This window comes from Pseudoduganella sp. R-32 (assembly GCF_049913245.1).
Taxonomy (GTDB): Bacteria; Pseudomonadota; Gammaproteobacteria; order Burkholderiales; family Burkholderiaceae_D; genus Rugamonas.
Genome location: NZ_CP183987.1, coordinates 4,369,119 through 4,385,606, shown reverse-complemented (window position 1 = coordinate 4,385,606; position 16,488 = coordinate 4,369,119). Strand labels below are relative to the sequence as shown.

At 64.0% G+C, this 16,488-nt stretch carries 9 protein-coding genes; 2 read left to right on the top strand and 7 right to left on the bottom strand.

The window, feature by feature from the left end; translation table 11 throughout:
- Positions 1 to 2 precede the first annotated feature (2 nt).
- The 4 genes from ACN9MU_RS19820 to ACN9MU_RS19805 all read right to left on the bottom strand — a co-directional run bounded on the left by ACN9MU_RS19820 (position 3) and on the right by ACN9MU_RS19805 (position 6,314).
- Positions 3 to 881: a DUF692 domain-containing protein gene (locus ACN9MU_RS19820; protein WP_426162126.1), complete on the bottom strand. Its 879-nt coding sequence runs from the start codon at positions 879 to 881 to the stop codon at positions 3 to 5.
- Entirely contained in the window at positions 865 to 1,119 is a 255-nt protein-coding gene (locus ACN9MU_RS19815) for a hypothetical protein (protein WP_426162125.1), read from the bottom strand. The genes ACN9MU_RS19820 and ACN9MU_RS19815 overlap by 17 nt, the downstream gene beginning before the upstream one ends.
- A 149-nt stretch (positions 1,120 to 1,268) precedes the next feature.
- Positions 1,269 to 3,911 (bottom strand): ATP-binding protein, encoded by a 2,643-nt coding sequence (locus tag ACN9MU_RS19810; protein WP_426162123.1) that lies wholly within the window; start codon positions 3,909 to 3,911, stop codon positions 1,269 to 1,271.
- Positions 3,912 to 3,977: 66 nt separating this feature from the next.
- Positions 3,978 to 6,314, bottom strand: coding sequence for a TonB-dependent receptor (locus ACN9MU_RS19805; protein ID WP_426343331.1), 2,337 nt, complete (start codon positions 6,312 to 6,314; stop codon positions 3,978 to 3,980).
- A 212-nt stretch (positions 6,315 to 6,526) separates the two neighbouring features.
- Between ACN9MU_RS19805 and ACN9MU_RS19800 the strand changes: the two genes are divergently transcribed.
- Positions 6,527 to 8,752 (top strand): alpha-galactosidase, encoded by a 2,226-nt coding sequence (locus ACN9MU_RS19800; RefSeq protein WP_426318334.1) that lies wholly within the window; start codon positions 6,527 to 6,529, stop codon positions 8,750 to 8,752.
- On the opposite strand, the gene ACN9MU_RS19795 is transcribed toward ACN9MU_RS19800, so the two are convergent.
- Positions 8,749 to 9,645 (bottom strand): LysR substrate-binding domain-containing protein, encoded by an 897-nt coding sequence (locus ACN9MU_RS19795; protein ID WP_426318333.1) that lies wholly within the window; start codon positions 9,643 to 9,645, stop codon positions 8,749 to 8,751. The genes ACN9MU_RS19800 and ACN9MU_RS19795 overlap by 4 nt on opposite strands.
- On the opposite strand from ACN9MU_RS19795, the gene ACN9MU_RS19790 reads away from it, so the two are divergent.
- Positions 9,535 to 10,638: an AEC family transporter gene (locus ACN9MU_RS19790; RefSeq protein WP_426343330.1), complete on the top strand. Its 1,104-nt coding sequence runs from the start codon at positions 9,535 to 9,537 to the stop codon at positions 10,636 to 10,638. The two genes, ACN9MU_RS19795 and ACN9MU_RS19790, sit on opposite strands and share 111 nt — an antisense overlap.
- On the opposite strand, the gene ACN9MU_RS19785 is transcribed toward ACN9MU_RS19790, so the two are convergent.
- The gene (locus ACN9MU_RS19785; RefSeq protein ID WP_426318331.1) at positions 10,604 to 11,479 is read right to left on the bottom strand and encodes a CheR family methyltransferase; all 876 of its coding nucleotides are present in this window, start codon (positions 11,477 to 11,479) and stop codon (positions 10,604 to 10,606) included. The genes ACN9MU_RS19790 and ACN9MU_RS19785 overlap by 35 nt on opposite strands.
- Positions 11,479 to 16,374, bottom strand: coding sequence for a HAMP domain-containing protein (locus ACN9MU_RS19780; RefSeq protein ID WP_426162117.1), 4,896 nt, complete (start codon positions 16,372 to 16,374; stop codon positions 11,479 to 11,481). The genes ACN9MU_RS19785 and ACN9MU_RS19780 overlap by 1 nt, the downstream gene beginning before the upstream one ends.
- Positions 16,375 to 16,488: the final 114 nt, after the last annotated feature.

Here is a 16,488-nt window from a genome sequence, read left to right as displayed (position 1 = left end):
GTCTACCTCCATTTTCGTTGCCGCATTTGCTGCAGGGTGTTGGCGATGGCTGCGTTGCCCAGGCCGGGCACCGCCTCCGGCATGAATTCGTACACGATCACTTCCGCCTCGGTCGCGACCTGCTGCAGCACTTGCTGCGCCAGGTCCATGGTGCAGGGGCGCGGCAGGCGCGAATGCACGTCCAGCATCAGGCCGTTGTGCTTGACGCCGCAGGCCACGTGCACTTCCTTCACGTGGCGGCCATCGAGTTCGGCGAGGAAGGCCTGTATGTCGAGCGCATGGTTATGTTCATCGCATTCCAGGTTGTACACGTCCAGCACCAGGCCGCAGCCGCTGTCGCGCGCCACCGCGTTCAGGAAACCGGCGTCGCTGTAGTCGGCCGGGCAGTCCGGCACCACGTGCACGATGTTCTCCAGCAGGAAGGGCAAGCCGTAGCGCTGCTGCAGGCACCAGGCCCGCTGCGCCACCAGCTCCGCTGCCTGCTCAGTGCGCGGCATGGCCAGCATGATGCCGAGATGTTCGCCGTCGACCCGCGTAAAGCCAAGGTGCTCGCTGTGCCAGCGCACCCGCACCTGGTCCATCAGTTCGTCGAGCAGGTGCAGGTAGGTCGGCGACCAGCCATCGTGCGAGCCGATGGACAGGCTGACGCCATGCACCACGATGGTTTTTTCGCGGTCGATGTTTTTCAGTTCGGCCAGGATGCCCTTGTCCAGCGAGATCCGCTCGCCATCGGCCACCGACATGGTTTCCGGCGTGACTTCGATGATGTCCACGTGCGGCAGCATCATCTCCAGCAACGCCGGATCGCGCCCCTCATAGCTGACGCCCACGCCCAGGGCAGGGCGCGGGTCGTGCGCAGGCAATTCAGCCGCGGAGTTCATGTTCCAGCACCGCGCCTTCGATGTGCGGCACCTCGCGCAGCACGCGGCCGATCGACGGGTCGCCGCGCAGGAAAGTCAGGTCGAAGCCGGTCAGGCCGCAGTTGCAGCCGCCTTTCGGCACCATCTGGGACACGGCGATATCGAGCGCCTTGTGCAATTCTTCCAGGGTGACCTTGCCTTCGCTGACGACGATTTTGATATGGTTTTTCTTGGAATTGGTGTGGCGCAGTTCTTCCATGACGATCTCCAGGCGGTCCGGTATTGAAGAGGGGCGGGCCCTTCGGACCAGGCTATGGACCGCGCCCCGTGCTTTCCATGGGAGTCACTTTAGGCTGAGGACAGGCGCGGCGAATTGGTACTGGCACCCAGATTCCGGATCGCCAGCACCTAGTTTTTGTGCAGCGAGGTGGGCGGCCGGCGCAGCAAGTCGAGGCGCGTGGTGGCGCCCAGCTTGCCGAGCAGGGTTGAAACGTGGTGTTCGATGGTGCGTTCGGAACGGCACAGGCGCTGGGCGATTTCAAGGTTGCTGAGGCCATCGAGCAACAGTTCCAGCACCTGGGCTTCACGGCGGGTCAGGCCGCTCGGGTGCTGGCGCGCTGCTGCGTAGGGACCGCGCCGCGGCTTCGGCAGCTGGGCCTGGGCGCCGCAGGCGCGGGCGCGCTGCCGCGCCAGCGCAGCCGCCGGTGCGGCGCCGATCTGTTCCAGCAGGGCGACTGCCTTGGGCATGGCTTGCGCAGCCGCGTCGCCGGGCAGGTCGAGCAAGGCCAGCGCTGCTTCGAATGGCAGGCCCAATGCCAGCCAGGCGTCGCAGGCAGCCTGCCCATTGCCGGCCGCTTCCGCGGCGCGCGGCGGCGGTGTCCAGCCTGCCGGCCCGCCTTCCACGGCGATTGCCGCCCGGCGCCGCCAGGCGCCGACTGCCGCCAGGTCCCAGGCGTTGACGCCGGACAGGTCGAACTGGCCGATCTCGTCCAGCCAGCGCCGGCAACTGTCCAGGTCCTGCACTTGCCAGGCCGCTTCCGCAAGGGCCAGCAGCACCGGCAGCAAGCGCTGCGATTCGCCGGTGGCACGCGCCCATTGCAGCGCTTCCTGCAGGCAGCGTGCGGCATCCTGTTCGCCCTGGCGCGACAGGGTCCGCCCGAGTACCGTCAAGGCAGGCAGCCGCATCACCAGGCTCAGGTCGGGCAGGGCGAGCACCTGCCGCGCCAGCGCGGCGGCCTGGGCGAACTCACCCTTGTCGAGATGGAGCTGCGCCTGCCAGCCGGTCAGGTAGTGCACCCAGGCGTCCAGTTCATGTTCGCGATGGTAGGCGAGGCCCTCGGCCAGCAGGCGTTCGGCCAGGGCAAACTGCTTGAACACGACAGCGTATTCCACCCAGTTGCTATAGATGCGCGCCGCGTGTTCGTGCAGGTGCTGTTCCAGGGCGCATTGCAAGCCGTCGGCCAGGTCTTGCTGGCCGCCGTCGTCGCCCAGGAACAGCTTTGCGCTGCCGATATTGGTCAGCGCATGGACGCGCGTGTCATGGTCGTGCAGCGCGGTAGCCAGTTCCAGCGCCAGGCGGCCCCATTCGATGGCGGACGCCGGATGGTTCTGCAATAGCTGGTGCTGCGAACGCATGCTGTAGGCCATGGCCAGCTCTTTGCTGTTCGGCAGTTGCTCGAGCGTGCGGATCGCTTCCAGCCCGTAGCGTTCCGCTTCCTTTGCCTCGCCGCGGTACCAATGGGTGCGTGCCAGCCAGCGCAGGTTCAGGCCGACCTTGTCCGGCCGCTCCACGCTTTGCCACAGGGCGATAGCCTTTTGCCGCGCCTCGATCAGGCGCTCGTCGATGCGCAGCAGGCCCGCCTCGTAAGCCCAGTCCTCGTAAAGCTGGGCAGCTTCGCCGGTCCAGCCGACCGCGTCGACGAACTGCAGTGCGCTGGCCAGGTGGGCCGCCGCCTGCCTGTGGGCGCCCAGGCGCGCCGCCTGGCGTGCCGCGCGCGGCGCCAGTTGCAGCACCATGTGCGCATCCTGCGCTCCGGTTGCGTGATGCACGAGCCGCGCCAGTTCGACCCGCGCATGGGGCGGCGCCTGCTCGGTCAGGGCTTTGCACAGGCGTTTGTGCAGGGCGCGGGTGGCGCCGGGGCGCAGTCCGCTCAACAAGGCCTGGCGCGCCAGCTCGTGGCGGAACGACAACAGGCCGGGGCTGGCGCGCTGCAGCAGGCCGCTGTCCACGCTGCAGTCGATCGCATCGTGCCCGTCCTCGCCGAGCAGGGCTTCGAGCAGCCACTCTTCCAGTGCGACGGGGCTGACGCTGACCAGTTCCAGCACGGTGCGCACCTGTGCGTCCAGGCGCGATGTGCGGGCCCAGACCGCGTCGCGCACCGAGGCCGGCAAATGGCCGGGCGAACGGTTGCAGTCGCTCAGCAGTTCGGAAAGGAAGAAGGGATTGCCGCAAGTGACGCGGTATAGCTCGGAGGGATCGCAGCCGGCATCGCGTGCGAGAGTGGCGACCGCTTGCGGCGACAGGGGCGGGAGGTCGATGCGCTGGGTGCTGGCGGGAGGCAAGTCGCCCGCCCAGCGCCAGAAGGCATGGTCGGGCGGCAGCTCGTCGTTGCGGGCGCTGGCCAGCAGCATGGTGTGCTGGCCGCCGATGCGGCGCGCCAGGTATTTCAGCAGGTCCAGCGTGGCCTGGTCGGCCCAGTGCAGGTCCTCGCACATGACCAGCACCGGCCGCGGTTGGGCGGCAAGGTGGCCCAGCAGCATCGGCATCAGGACGTCGGGACTGGCGGCGTTGTCGATGGCCGACACCACGTCCTGGCCCAGGGCGGGCGCAAAATCGCGCAAGGGGCCCAGCACGCGCGGCGTGGACAGGTCTTCGCAAGCGCCCTGCAAGACGAAGAACTCGTCCTTCAAGGGGGCAGCAAAGGCTTGCAGCAGGGATGACTTGCCGATGCCGGCTTCACCCAGCACCAGCGCCATCCCGCCCGCACCTGAGCTAACGCGGCTGGCAAGCCGCTGCAAATCCTGCAATTGCCTTTCGCGCTCGAGCAGCATCTGGCTCTCCTCACTGCCATCATATTCCTGTCAGCGCAAAGAGATTCTCACCAATCGTAACGTGCGTCAGAACTTGTATGAAGCGGTCAGCTTGTAGGTGCGCGGATCGCCGTAGTAGGTGGTGACGGTGTTGAAGAAGCCGCCGAAGGCATAGCCGGCCACCTTGTAGCGCTTGTCCGTCAGGTTGCGGCCGTGCAGGCCGATTTGCAGGCGGCGGTCGACGCTGGTCCATACCAGGCCGGCATCCCACAGCGTGAAGCCGCCCTGGGCCAGCATCTGGTTCTGCGGCACCAGTGCATCCATCGAGGCGATGCCGGTCAGGCGCACGATCTCGGCATGGTACACCTTGTCCTTGTAGGACAGGCTGTTGTTGAAGCTCATGTTGCCGCCACGGCCGAACAGGCTGACCGGCCATTCATAGGTCGCGCCCAGGTTGGCCGACTTTTTCGGCGTGTTCTGGAATTCCGCGCTTTGCGCCACATTGACCAGGGTGGCGCCGCTGGCCACCATCCATTCCTTGTACTCGGCATCGATGTAGCTCAGCATGCCGTTCAGCGACAGTCCATCGGTCACGCGGGCAATCGCTTCCAGTTCCAGGCCCTTGATCTTGGCCTTGCCGGCGTTGGTCAGCGTGCCGGCGAAACCGTTCACCTGGCCTTGTGCATTGAAAGTCGGGATCGAGCCCGGGATCTGGACGTTCTTGTAGTCGGTGTAGAACACCGCCGCATTGGTCTGCAGGCGGCCGCTGTTCAGCGACGATTTCAAGCCCAGTTCAACGGTATCGACTTCTTCCGGATTCACGCCCTTGCGCTTCTCCAGCGAGGCCGGGGTGTTCGGGCCGCCGGTTGCCGTCAGGTCCATCCGCGGATCGAACATGCCGCCCTTGAAGCCGCTCTGGTAGCTGCCGTACACGTTGTGTTCCGGCGACAGCTTCCAGCCAAAGCCCAGTTTCGGGGTGAACTTCCTGTCCTTGCGGTGCAAGTCACCCTTGCCGAGGTCCGTATTCGGCGCCAGCCCCACGGCGGCGGGATTGCCCAGGTTGGGCGAACCGGCCAGGCCGAGGTAGGTGCGCTTGTAGATGGCGGCTTCGCGCTCGTCATCGGTCCAGCGGCCGCCGATGCTGACGTTGAAGTTGTCGGATACGCTATAGCTGGCGTCCGCGTAGACGGCCCAGGTCCTGGAATCGATATCGTCGCGGGTCAGCAGCGACAGGCCGCCGGCCGCGTTGTACAGCACGTCGAATTCGTTGAAGGCATTGGTCTTCATGTAGAACAGGCCGGCCACGCCCTGCCATTTGGCGCCGGTGTAGGTGAGCTGGAATTCCTGGCTGTCCTGCTTGTCGCTGTAGATGGCGGGCGCTTCCCACAGCGGCGCGTTCAGGGAATCGAAGTCGATCGGGGCGTAGGACCTGGACGAACGGTGCGCGGTGACCGACTTGAACATGGTTTCCGCATTGATGTTGTAGTCGATGGTCAGCGAGGCGCCCTTGGTGGTCACCTGCTGCTCATGGCCATTCACCTTGTACAGGTTGGCGCGCGTGTCATAGGCGCCTTCCAGCGGCGGTTCGTTGCCCGGCGGCGGGCCATTCAGCAGGCGGTAGCCTTGCTTTGGCTCGGAATCGTCTTTGGTGTAATCCGCCGCGAGACGGATGAACAGGTCGCTGTTCGGCACTAGTTCCGCGCTGATGCGGGCGGCATTAACGTCCTTGTTATAGTTCTCGCGGCCGTTGATCACATTCTTGCCGAAGCCATCGCGATTGAAGGTGCCAACCGTGCCGCCAATGCGCAGGATGTCGCTGACCGGGGTGCTGCCTTTCAGGACCAGGTCGCGCTGGCTGTAGTTGCCAAGCGCCCCCTTGATTTCGAAAGTCGGGTTAGGGGACAGCTTGCGGGTCACATACTTGACTGCGCCGCCGATGGTGTTGCGGCCGTACAGCGTGCCTTGCGGGCCGCGCAGCACTTCGATGCGTTCCAGGTCGTAGATGTCGGTCAGGGCGCCTTGCGGGCGGGCCAGGTAGACGTCGTCCAGGTAGATGCCGACGCCTTGCTCGTAACCGGCAACAGGATCTTGCTGGCCGATGCCGCGAATGAAGGCGGTGAGGGTGGTGTTTGTGCCGCGCGAAGCCTTGAGCGTGGTATTGGGCACGATGTCGGTCAGGGCGGTGATGTCGGGCAGCGCTTTCTTGTCGAGTTGGGCGCCGGACAGCGCGGTCACGGCTCCCGGCACGTCCTGGATCAGCTCTTCGCGCTTGCGGGCGGTAACGATCACCCGGTCCATCCCGCCTTCGGCCTTCTCACCGCCGGCGCTTTGCGCCAAGGCCGGGTGGGAATAAATGGCGGGAAGCGTCATCATCACGGCTGCTGCCGAGCGTCGCAGCATGAAATTGTGTTTCGACACGCGCATCAAAGTCTCCTCAGGTTTTGTTATGCGAGGAGTGTGCATGTTTTGCCAACTGTGCGAAACTGACAGGGTTGCACTCACGTTGTGCAATTTTGCACAGAATCGCCAGTTGTGATATTTCAAATTCAAAAAGAACTAATCCGTCCTGATATAGCTGCGTCGCGGCGGCCTGGCTGCTTGCTATCCTCTGCCGAAAAACGCATCCTGGAGGGACGATGGCGGCAACAAATGAAACCCGGCGCAAGGTGTTCCTTGGCTTGTTGGGCAGTGCCGCGGGCATGGCACTCGGCGGTGGCGCCGGGGCCCGCGCGATGGTCGACCAGGCCACCAGGGTATTCCGCCTTGATGGCGGCGGCGTCACCTATGCGTTTGGCATCAATGCCGGCGGGCAGGTGCAATCGCTGTATTGGGGCGCTGCGCTTGCTGCCAGCGACAGTCTTCCTGCGGCAGTTCCGGTCGAAGCCAATTCGTCGAACGAGATGGCGCCTGGCCTGACGCCATACGAGTTTGCGGGATTTGGTGGCGGCTTGACAACGGAGCCGGCATTGAAGGTCCGCTTCCCCGACGGCGTGCGCGACCTCGACCTGCGCTATGCCGGCCATCAGGACAAAGGAGACAGCCTTGTGCTGCAGTTGCAGGACGCGAAGCGGGCCGTCCGCGTCGCCTTGACTTACGCGATGGACGAAGCGACCGGGATCCTCGCGCGCTCCGCCGTGGTGGAAAACCGGACGGGCAACTGGATCCAGGTGGATCAAATGGCGGCTGCCTGCCTGAACCTGCCTTACAGCGACGATTACCGGTTGTACTTCCTGTCCGGCCGGTGGGCCGGGGAATTCATGCTGCAGACCCGCGCGATCACGCCGGGCGCGTTCGTGCTGGAAAGCCGCAAGGGCGTCACCTCGCACCAAATCAATCCATGGATTGCGGTGAGCCGCGCCGCAACCGGCGAAGAGTCCGGCCCGGTGTGGTTCGGAGCACTGGGCTGGAGCGGCAACTGGCGCATCAACGTCGAGATGGATGCCATGGGCGGGGTGCATGCCACTGCCGGCTACAACCCGTTCGACTTCAGCTACCGCCTTAAGCAGGGGGAGAGCTTGGCGTCGCCGGTCTTCCATGCCGGCTTTTCCAACGAGGGATTTGGCGGGGCTTCGCGCGTATTCCATCGCTACCAGCGAGAAAAGGTCTTGCCGCACGCGCCAAGGCCACGCCTGCGGCCAGTCCTTTACAACTCGTGGGAAGCGACCTTCTTTGACGTGAATGAAGCAGGGCAGGTGGCGCTGGCCGAAAAAGCGGCCAGCATCGGCGTCGAGCGTTTTGTGGTAGACGATGGCTGGTTTGGTGCGCGCGACAGCGACAAGGCCGGGCTTGGGGATTGGGTGGTCAACCTGAAGAAGTTTCCCAGTGGCCTGGGGCCGCTGATCAAGCGCGTGAATGGCCTGGGCATGCAGTTCGGGCTCTGGGTCGAGCCGGAAATGGTGAATCCGGACAGCGATCTGTATCGCGCCCATCCCGACTGGGTCATCAATTTCCCCGGCCGGCAGCGCTCCGAGGCCCGTAACCAGCTGGTGCTTAACCTGGCGAGGAAGGACGTCTGCGAACACTTGCTGAAGGTGCTGGATGCACTGCTCTCCAGCCACAATATCGAATACCTGAAATGGGACCATAACCGCGCCTGGTCGGAACCCGGCTGGCCGGAAGTGGCGCCGGACGACCAGCAGCGGCTTTACGTGGCCTACGTCGACAACCTGTACAAGCTGCTGGCCGGGCTGCGCCGCCGGCATCCGAAGCTTGAGATCGAATCCTGCGCCAGCGGCGGCGGCCGGGTCGACCTGGGCATCATGAAGCTCACCGAACAGGTCTGGACCTCGGACAATACCGATCCGTACGACCGCCTCGTCATCCAGGACGGATACAGCCATGCCTATGCTCCTGCCGCGATGATGGCATGGGTGACGGATTCGCCGAACTTCGTGAACAAGCGCGTGACTTCGCTGGAGTACCGCTTCCTGTCGGCCATGCAGGGCGGGCTTGGTATCGGCGCCAACCTCAATCACTGGCAGGACGAGGATTTCGCCAAGGCCCGGCGCCTGGTCGAAGCATACAAGCAGGTTCGCGCGACGATCCAGCTTGGGAACCTCTATCGCCTGGTATCGCCGGGGAACGGCTCGCCGCGCTCGGCCACGCTCTCCGTGTCGCATGACCGCAAACAGGCCGTGCTGTTCGCCTTCCTGCACTCCAGCATGTTGCGTTCTGCGCAAAAGACGATCCAGCTGCGCGGACTGGACGCCAGCGCCGTCTACTCGCTGCGCCCGATCGCCGGCTCCGCGGCGGCAGGAACCGTTGCCAAGGCAAGCGGCGCCTACTGGATGGGACATGGATTGAAGGTAGCGCTTGAGGGCGATTTCCAGGCTGCTGCGTTCGTGCTGGAGGCCGTGTCCTAAGCGGGGCTGCGCTTGAGGCTCGCCTGGTAACGGCGAGCCTCTTGCCAGAAAGCCCTTGCGACCGGCGAAAGCCGGCTCTCATCGAGGCAGGCCAGCCCAATGCGCCTGGATGCGCCAGGAACGATGGGGCGCAGGACCACGCCTTCATAGTATTGCGGAAGCGCCAGCCTTGCCAGTATCGAGATGCCTTTCCCGCTTGCGACCAGTTCAAGGATGGACATGAGCTGAACCAGTTCGTAACTGGTTTGCGGGCGCAAGCCGTTCTTTTCAAACAGTCTCGTGACCAGGGCTTGCGAACCTGCGCGCGTCAGGATGAATGGCTCGCTCGTCATCGCCTTGAGCGGCACGGTTTCCAGCCGCGCCAGGGGATGCCTGGAAGGCAGGACTGCTACCAGTTCGTCGACGGCCAGGGTTTGCGTATCGAAGTCCCGTTTGGGAAGCGTGAGCGCGGCCAGCTCCAGGCGACGTTCGACCAGGTCCTGCGAGGTTTGCTCGTCAGGCTTTTCCGTGACAACGACCTCCACGCCGGGATAGCGCGCCTTGAAGCGCTCCAGTAGCGGCGGCAGGACCCTGATCGTTGCGCTGGCCCCGAAGGAACCCAGGCGCAGCAGCCCTGTCCTGAGCTCCGCCCCAGCCAGCGCCGTTGCCTGCGCCAGCTGGAGTGAAGCGAAGACGTCGCGTACGTGGGGCAAGACTTGTTCGCCGGTATAGGTAAGTGCCATGCCAGGCGCATTACGGTCGACCAGCTCGGTGCCGAGCGCAGTTTCCAGCGCGCGCAGTGCATGGCTGGTGGCCGAGGGCGACATGCCAAGCTTGGCGCCGGCGCCGGCGATGCCGTCCGAGGACACGAGCGCCAGAAGCAATTCGAGTTGACGAAGTGTAGGAGAGGGCATTGGCCGGTATTGAAATCAAATTCAATTGTGGATGAATTTGATGAAGAATACGATAAGCCACTGTTCGCAACAACACTTGTTTTCGCAATGAGCACTATCCTGGTATCGCTTTGGCCGCTGTTTTTACTGATCGTGGCTGGCTACTATTTGAAGCAAGCAGGTTTTCCCGGTGAGGGCTTCTGGCCGGGCGCAGAACGCTTCAACTATTTCATCCTGTTTCCCGCCCTGCTGTTTGGCAGCCTGGCGGCTGCGCCATTGGACAACCCGGCCTTGCCCCGGCTGCTCGCGGCGACGATGCTGGCCTTGTTGGCATGCGGCGCGGGATTGCTGTTTTTCCGAGCGCTGAAAGGCTGGCCTGCCGCGCGTTTTGGCGTCATGTTGCAAGGTATCCTGAGGTTCAACACCTACCTTGGCCTGGCAACCGTCGGCAGCTTGTATGGCAAGCAAGGCATGCTGCTGGCGAGTGTCCTGCTTGCCTTGCTGGTGCCTACCGTGAATGTGTTGTCCGTCCTGGCCCTGTCGGCCGACAGTGGCGTGAACCTCAAGTCGCTCGCCGTTGCCCTTGCAAAGAATCCATTGATCCTGTCCTGCTTGGCCGGAGTGTGCCTGAATCTCACCGGATTGCACCTGGATTGGGGCGCGGATCGCCTGCTGGCATTGCTGTCCGGTTCCAGCCTGCCCCTCGGCCTCTTGTGCGTGGGAGCCGCTTTGAAGCCCAGCGAGCTGCGCGGCCAGCTCGCCGCAATGGTTTCAAACAGCGCGGCGCGGCTGTTGCTGGTTCCGCTGGTGGCCTGGCTGAGCGCGCGCTTGCTCAAGCTGACCGGCACCGAGACGGCAATCATGGTGCTGTTCTTTGCCTTGCCAACGGCGCCAACTTCCTATGTACTGACGCGGCAAATGGGCGGAGACGGCCATCTCATGGCCGGCATCATCTCGCTGCAAACCCTGTTGTCCGCAATCAGCCTGCTGGCGATATTGGCGCTTGCCACATGACGCGCTTATACCAGGGCTGGCCCGGTTCCAGGGCCTGGTAGGCGCCAGCAAGCGGCTCGTCCGGGGCAATCTCCCGGTCGAGGCCAAGGGTGCCGAAGGGAACCAGGCTGTCGTGGAATAGCTGCAGCACGCGCTGGCGCAGCAGGGGGCCGAAGTCGGGCAGGGCGCGCTGGCAGGCGATCAGGTTGAATTCGTTGAACGAGGCGTCCGTGACAAGGTTGTACTGGGCCCAGGTGATGTGGCTGCGCAGCGATGGCGCCAGCATCGCGCGTCCTCCCTGCACGTTGAAGTAATTGGCCAGCCGCCCCTTTCCGCCGGCCTGCTGGTAGCTTTCCTGCGCCCCTTCGAGCTCACCTTCCGGCAGCCAGGCCGATGCCGCTTCGTCCAGCATCTCGTCGCTGGCGACGGTGGCATAAATTTCGGCGTGGGACAGCAGGCCCATTTCGGCCAGTATGATGGCCAGCGTCCAGGCCTGGCCCGCGCCGGCGCAATCGGCCAGCCAGACGCGGGGCAGGGCGGCGCCGCGCAGGGAATGCTCGGCGGCCTCGCGCAGCATGAGCGCTTCCGCAGGATTGTCGAACAGCGCCGCGGGCGGCACGTGCAGGGCGCGCAGCAGGGCGCTGGACGTTGCCGGATCGTGCAGGACCTGGTCCTGCACCTGCGACAGCGTAGCCAGGCCGCACTGCTGCATGAAGGCGAGCACCTTTTGCTTCAGCGGCGCGCGCTCGTGCAAGCGGAAATCGAAACCGAAGCGGCGCACCAGCGCTTCCAGCAGCAGCTCCAGTTCGAGTTCTTCCAGCTCCGGCGCCGTGTTGCTGCGCAGTTCTCCGTTGGCGCCCATCAGTGCAGCCAGACCCGCATCAGCGACAGCAGCTGCGCCACATCGACCGGCTTGGTGATGTAGTCCGAAGCGCCGGCAGCAATGCACTTGTCGCGGTCCCCCTTCATTGCCTTCGCCGTCAGCGTGATGATCGGCAGCGAGCGGAATTTGGGGATGCGGCGGATGGCGCGCATGGTGTCGTAGCCGTCCATTTCCGGCATCATGATGTCCATCAGGACGATCTCGATGCTTGGATCTCGTTCCAGCACTTCGATGCCGTCGCGCCCATTCTCGGCGAAGGAAACCAGCATCTGCTGGCGCTCCAGCAGCGACGACAGGGCAAAGATGTTGCGCAGGTCGTCGTCGACGATCAGCACCTTGCGCCCCGCCAGGCCGGCATCGGCAGCATGCACTTCCTCCAGCATGCGGCGCTGGGCTTCCGGCAGGTTGGCCTGCGAACGGTGCAGGAACAGGGCGGTTTCGTCGAGCAGTCGCTCCGGCGAACGGGCGTCCTTGATGACGATGGTCTTGGCGTAGCGCTTCAGCTTTGCCACTTCCTTGCGGTTCAATTCCTTGGCGGTGTTGATCACGATCGGCAGGTCGCGCAGGCGCTGGTCCTTGCCGATCAGGTCCAGCAGCTCGAAACCGCTGATGTCGGGCAGCGTCAGGTCCAGCACCATGCAGTCGAAGTGCGAGGCATGCAGCGCAGCCAGGGCGTCCTGGCCGGTGCCGACGGCCGTGATGTCGACGTCGGTGTCGCCGATCAGCTTGACGATGGCATCGCGCTGGTTTTCCTCGTCATCCACCACCAGCAGGTTGCGCTTGCCGCCGATCAGGAAGCGCTGGATACGCATGAACTCCTCGTTCAGGTCCTCCTTGCTGACCGGCTTGTTCAGGTAGGAGATGGCGCCGGAGCGCAGCGCACGCTCGCGTTCGCGCAGGCTGGACATCACATGCACCGGGATATGGCGGGTGCTCGGGTCGCGTTTCAGGCGCTCCAGCACGGTGAAGCCATCGATGTCCGGCAGGTCCAGGTCAAGCAGGATGGCGGAAGGCAGGTAGTCGCGCGCCAGGCTCAGGGCCCAGTCGCCCTGGTGGGTCACGATGCCCTTGAAGTTCTTTTCGCGCGCGAAGTCCAGCACCACCTTGGCAAAGCGCTCGTCATCCTCGACGATCAGCACTGATGGATCGCCCGGAGTGGTCAGGCCCCGGTCGTCAATGGTCGAACCGTAGATTTGCTCGTCCGGCTCGACTTCCTGCTGTTGCTGCGGCTGCGCGTACACAACGGCCGGCGTTGCCACGATCGGCGTGGAGGTTGCTGCCGGCGCGGGCAGGCGCGGCATGGCCGGCTGGCGTGCCGTTTCGTAGTACACGAAACCGGAGCGGTTATACGGCAGGAACAGCGTGAAAGTCGAACCCGCGCCCACGGTGGATTCCACCCGGATCTCGCCACCCAGCAGGCGCGCCAGTTCGCGCGAAATCGACAGGCCCAGGCCCGTGCCGCCGTATTTGCGGGCGGTGGAACCGTCAGCCTGCTGGAAGGCCTCGAAGATCAATTGCAGCTTGTCGGCTGCGATGCCGACGCCGGTGTCGCTGACCGAGAAGGCCAGCACGGCGTCGGCATTGCCCAGGTTCGGATGGTCGGCGCTCCAGCCGCTTTGCACCAGCGCGATGCCCAGCGATACCTGGCCGTGGTTGGTGAACTTGAAGGCGTTGGACAGCAGGTTTTTCAGCACCTGCTGCAGGCGCGTGGTATCGGTCATCAGGGAGGCCGGGAGGTTGCCGCCCAGTTCCACGGTGAAGCCCAGGTGCTTGGCCTCCGCCATGTGGCGGAAGGTGCGCTCCACATAGCTGCGCAGGTTGGCGAAGCGGTATTCCGACACGTCCAGCGTGACGGTACCGGATTCGATCTTCGACAGGTCCAGGATGTCGTTAATCAAGGTAAGCAAGTCGGAGCCGGAGCCGTGGATGGTCTTTGCGAACTCCACCTGCTTGCCGGACAGGTTGCCTTCCGGGTTGTCGCCCAGTTGCTGCGCCAGGATCAGCAGCGAATTCAAAGGCGTGCGCAGCTCGTGCGACATATTCGCCAGGAACTCGGACTTGTACTTGGACGACAGGGCCAGCTGGGTCGCCTTTTCCTCCAGCGCCAGTTTCGCCTGTTCCACCTCGCGGTTCTTGCGCTCCACCTCGATGTTCTGTTCGGACAGCAGGCGGGCCTTTTCCGCGAGTTCCTGGTTGGTCTGTTGCAGCTCCTGCGCCAGCGACTGCGACTGGGTCAGCAGCGATTCGGTCCGGCTGTTTGCCTCGATGGTATTCAGCACCACGCCGATCGATTCCATCAGCTGGTCGAGGAAGGACAGGTGGGTTTCGGTGAAGCGGTCCAGCGAAGCGATCTCGATCACCGCCTTCACCTGCTGCTCGAACAGGATAGGCAGCACCACGATATTGGTCGGCGGCGCCGCGCCCAGGCCCGAGCTCACCACGATGTAATCGCGCGGCACATCGGTCAGCCAGATGCGCACTTTCTCCAGCGCGCACTGGCCCACCAGGCCTTCGCCCGGCAGGAAGGAAGTCGGCAGCTTGCGCGAAGAGCGGTAGCCGTAGCTGGCGATCATGCGCAGGCGGGCGTCGGCCAGTTGCGAGTCCATCATGTAGAACACGCCGTGGTGGGCCGACACCAGCGGCGCCAGCTCGGACAGGATCAGCTTTGTCACCGCCTGCAGGTCGCGCTGGCCCTGCAGCAGGCGGGTGAAGCGCGCCAGGTTGGTTTTCAGCCAGTCCTGCTGCGCATTCTTCTGCGTGGTTTCCTTCAGGTTGCGGATCATCTCGTTGATGTTGTCCTTCAGGTAGGACACCTCGCCGCGCGCTTCCACCTGGATGGAACGGGACAAGTCGCCGCGCGTCACGGCGGTTGCCACTTCCGCAATGGCGCGCACCTGGTTGGTCAGGTTGGCCGCAAGCTGGTTCACGTTCTCGGTCAAGTCCTTCCACGTACCGGCCACGCCGGACACGTTGGCCTGGCCGCCCAGCTTGCCCTCGGTGCCCACCTCGCGCGCCACGCGGGTCACTTCCGACGCGAAGGAAGACAGCTGGTCCACCATCACGTTGATGGTGTCTTTCAGCTCAAGGATCTCGCCCTTCACGTCCACGGTAATTTTCTTCGACAGGTCGCCGCGCGCCACGGCGGTGGTCACCGCCGCGATATTACGCACCTGGCCCGTCAGGTTCGACGCCATGAAGTTCACGTTGTCGGTCAAGTCCTTCCAGGTGCCGCCCACGCCCGGCACATAAGCCTGGCCGCCCAGCTTGCCCTCGGTGCCGACTTCGCGCGCCACGCGGGTCACTTCGGATGCGAAGGAGGAAAGCTGGTCCACCATCACGTTGATGGTGTTTTTCAGTTCCAGGATCTCTCCCTTCACGTCCACGGTAATCTTCTTGGACAGGTCGCCGTTCGCCACCGCGGTCGTCACCTCCGCGATGTTACGCACCTGGCCCGTCAGGTTGGACGCCATGAAGTTCACGTTGTCGGTCAAGTCCTTCCAGGTGCCGCCGACACCGGACACGTTAGCCTGGCCGCCCAGCTTGCCCTCGGTACCCACCTCACGCGCCACGCGGGTCACTTCCGATGCAAAGGAGTTCAACTGGTCCACCATCACGTTGATGGTGTTCTTCAGTTCCAGGATCTCGCCCTTCACGTCCACGGTAATCTTCTTGGACAAGTCGCCGTTCGCCACGGCGGTCGTCACCTCCGCGATATTACGCACCTGGGAAGTCAGATTACCCGCCATCGAGTTCACCGAGTCGGTCAAGTCTTTCCAGGTGCCGGCCACGCCTTTCACTTGCGCCTGGCCGCCCAGCTTGCCCTCGGTACCCACTTCGCGCGCCACGCGGGTCACCTCGGAAGCGAAGGAGGAAAGCTGGTCCACCATCACGTTGATGGTGTTTTTCAGTTCCAGGATCTCGCCCTTCACGTCCACGGTAATCTTCTTGGACAGGTCGCCGTTCGCCACCGCGGTCGTCACCGCCGCGATGTTGCGCACCTGGCCCGTCAGGTTGGACGCCATGAAGTTCACGTTATCTGTCAAATCCTTCCAGGTGCCGCCCACGCCCGGCACGTAAGCCTGGCCGCCCAGCTTGCCCTCGGTACCCACCTCACGCGCCACGCGGGTCACTTCGGACGCGAAGGAACGCAGCTGGTCCACCATCACGTTGATGGTGTCCTTCAGCTGCAGGATCTCGCCGCGCACGTCCACCGTAATCTTCTTGGACAGGTCGCCGTTCGCCACGGCGGTCGTCACCTCCGCGATATTGCGCACCTGGGAGGTCAGGTTGCCCGCCATCGAGTTCACGGAGTCGGTCAAGTCCTTCCAGGTGCCGGCCACGCCTTTCACCTGCGCCTGGCCGCCCAGTTTGCCCTCGGTACCGACCTCCCGCGCCACGCGGGTCACCTCGGAAGAGAAGGACGTCAACTGCTCCACCATGGTATTCGCGGTCATGGCCGCGCGCAGGTACTGGCCCTTCAGCGGATGGCCGTCCACCTCCAGCGCCATGGTTTGCGACAGGTCGCCCTTCGCCACAGCGCCGATCACGCGCGCCATTTCAGTGGTCGGGCGGACCAGGTCATCAATCAGCGTATTGACCGCGCTGATGATGGTCGCCCAGCCGCCCGAGACATGGACGGTTGCCCGCTGCGTCAGGCGGCCTTCGCGGCCCACCACGCGGCTAACCTCGGTCACCGACTTCACCATTCGTTCATTGGTTTCGATGATGTCGTTGAGGGTATCGGCGATCTTGCCCGAGACGCCGGTCCAATCGGAGGGTAAGCGCGCGGAAAAATCGCCTTTTTTCAGGGCCATCAGGGTGGACAGGATGAGCTTGAGGTCCAACTCTTCCGGCAGTTCGGTCATGTCGTTCATTCGACGCTACCTCAGGTATGAAGGTGGAATGCGGGGGGAAGGCTTAATGTCACTCCGGCAGGGGGCGACAGTCAAGTACAAACGTGACAAAAAGCTTCACTTTGTCAACTATGC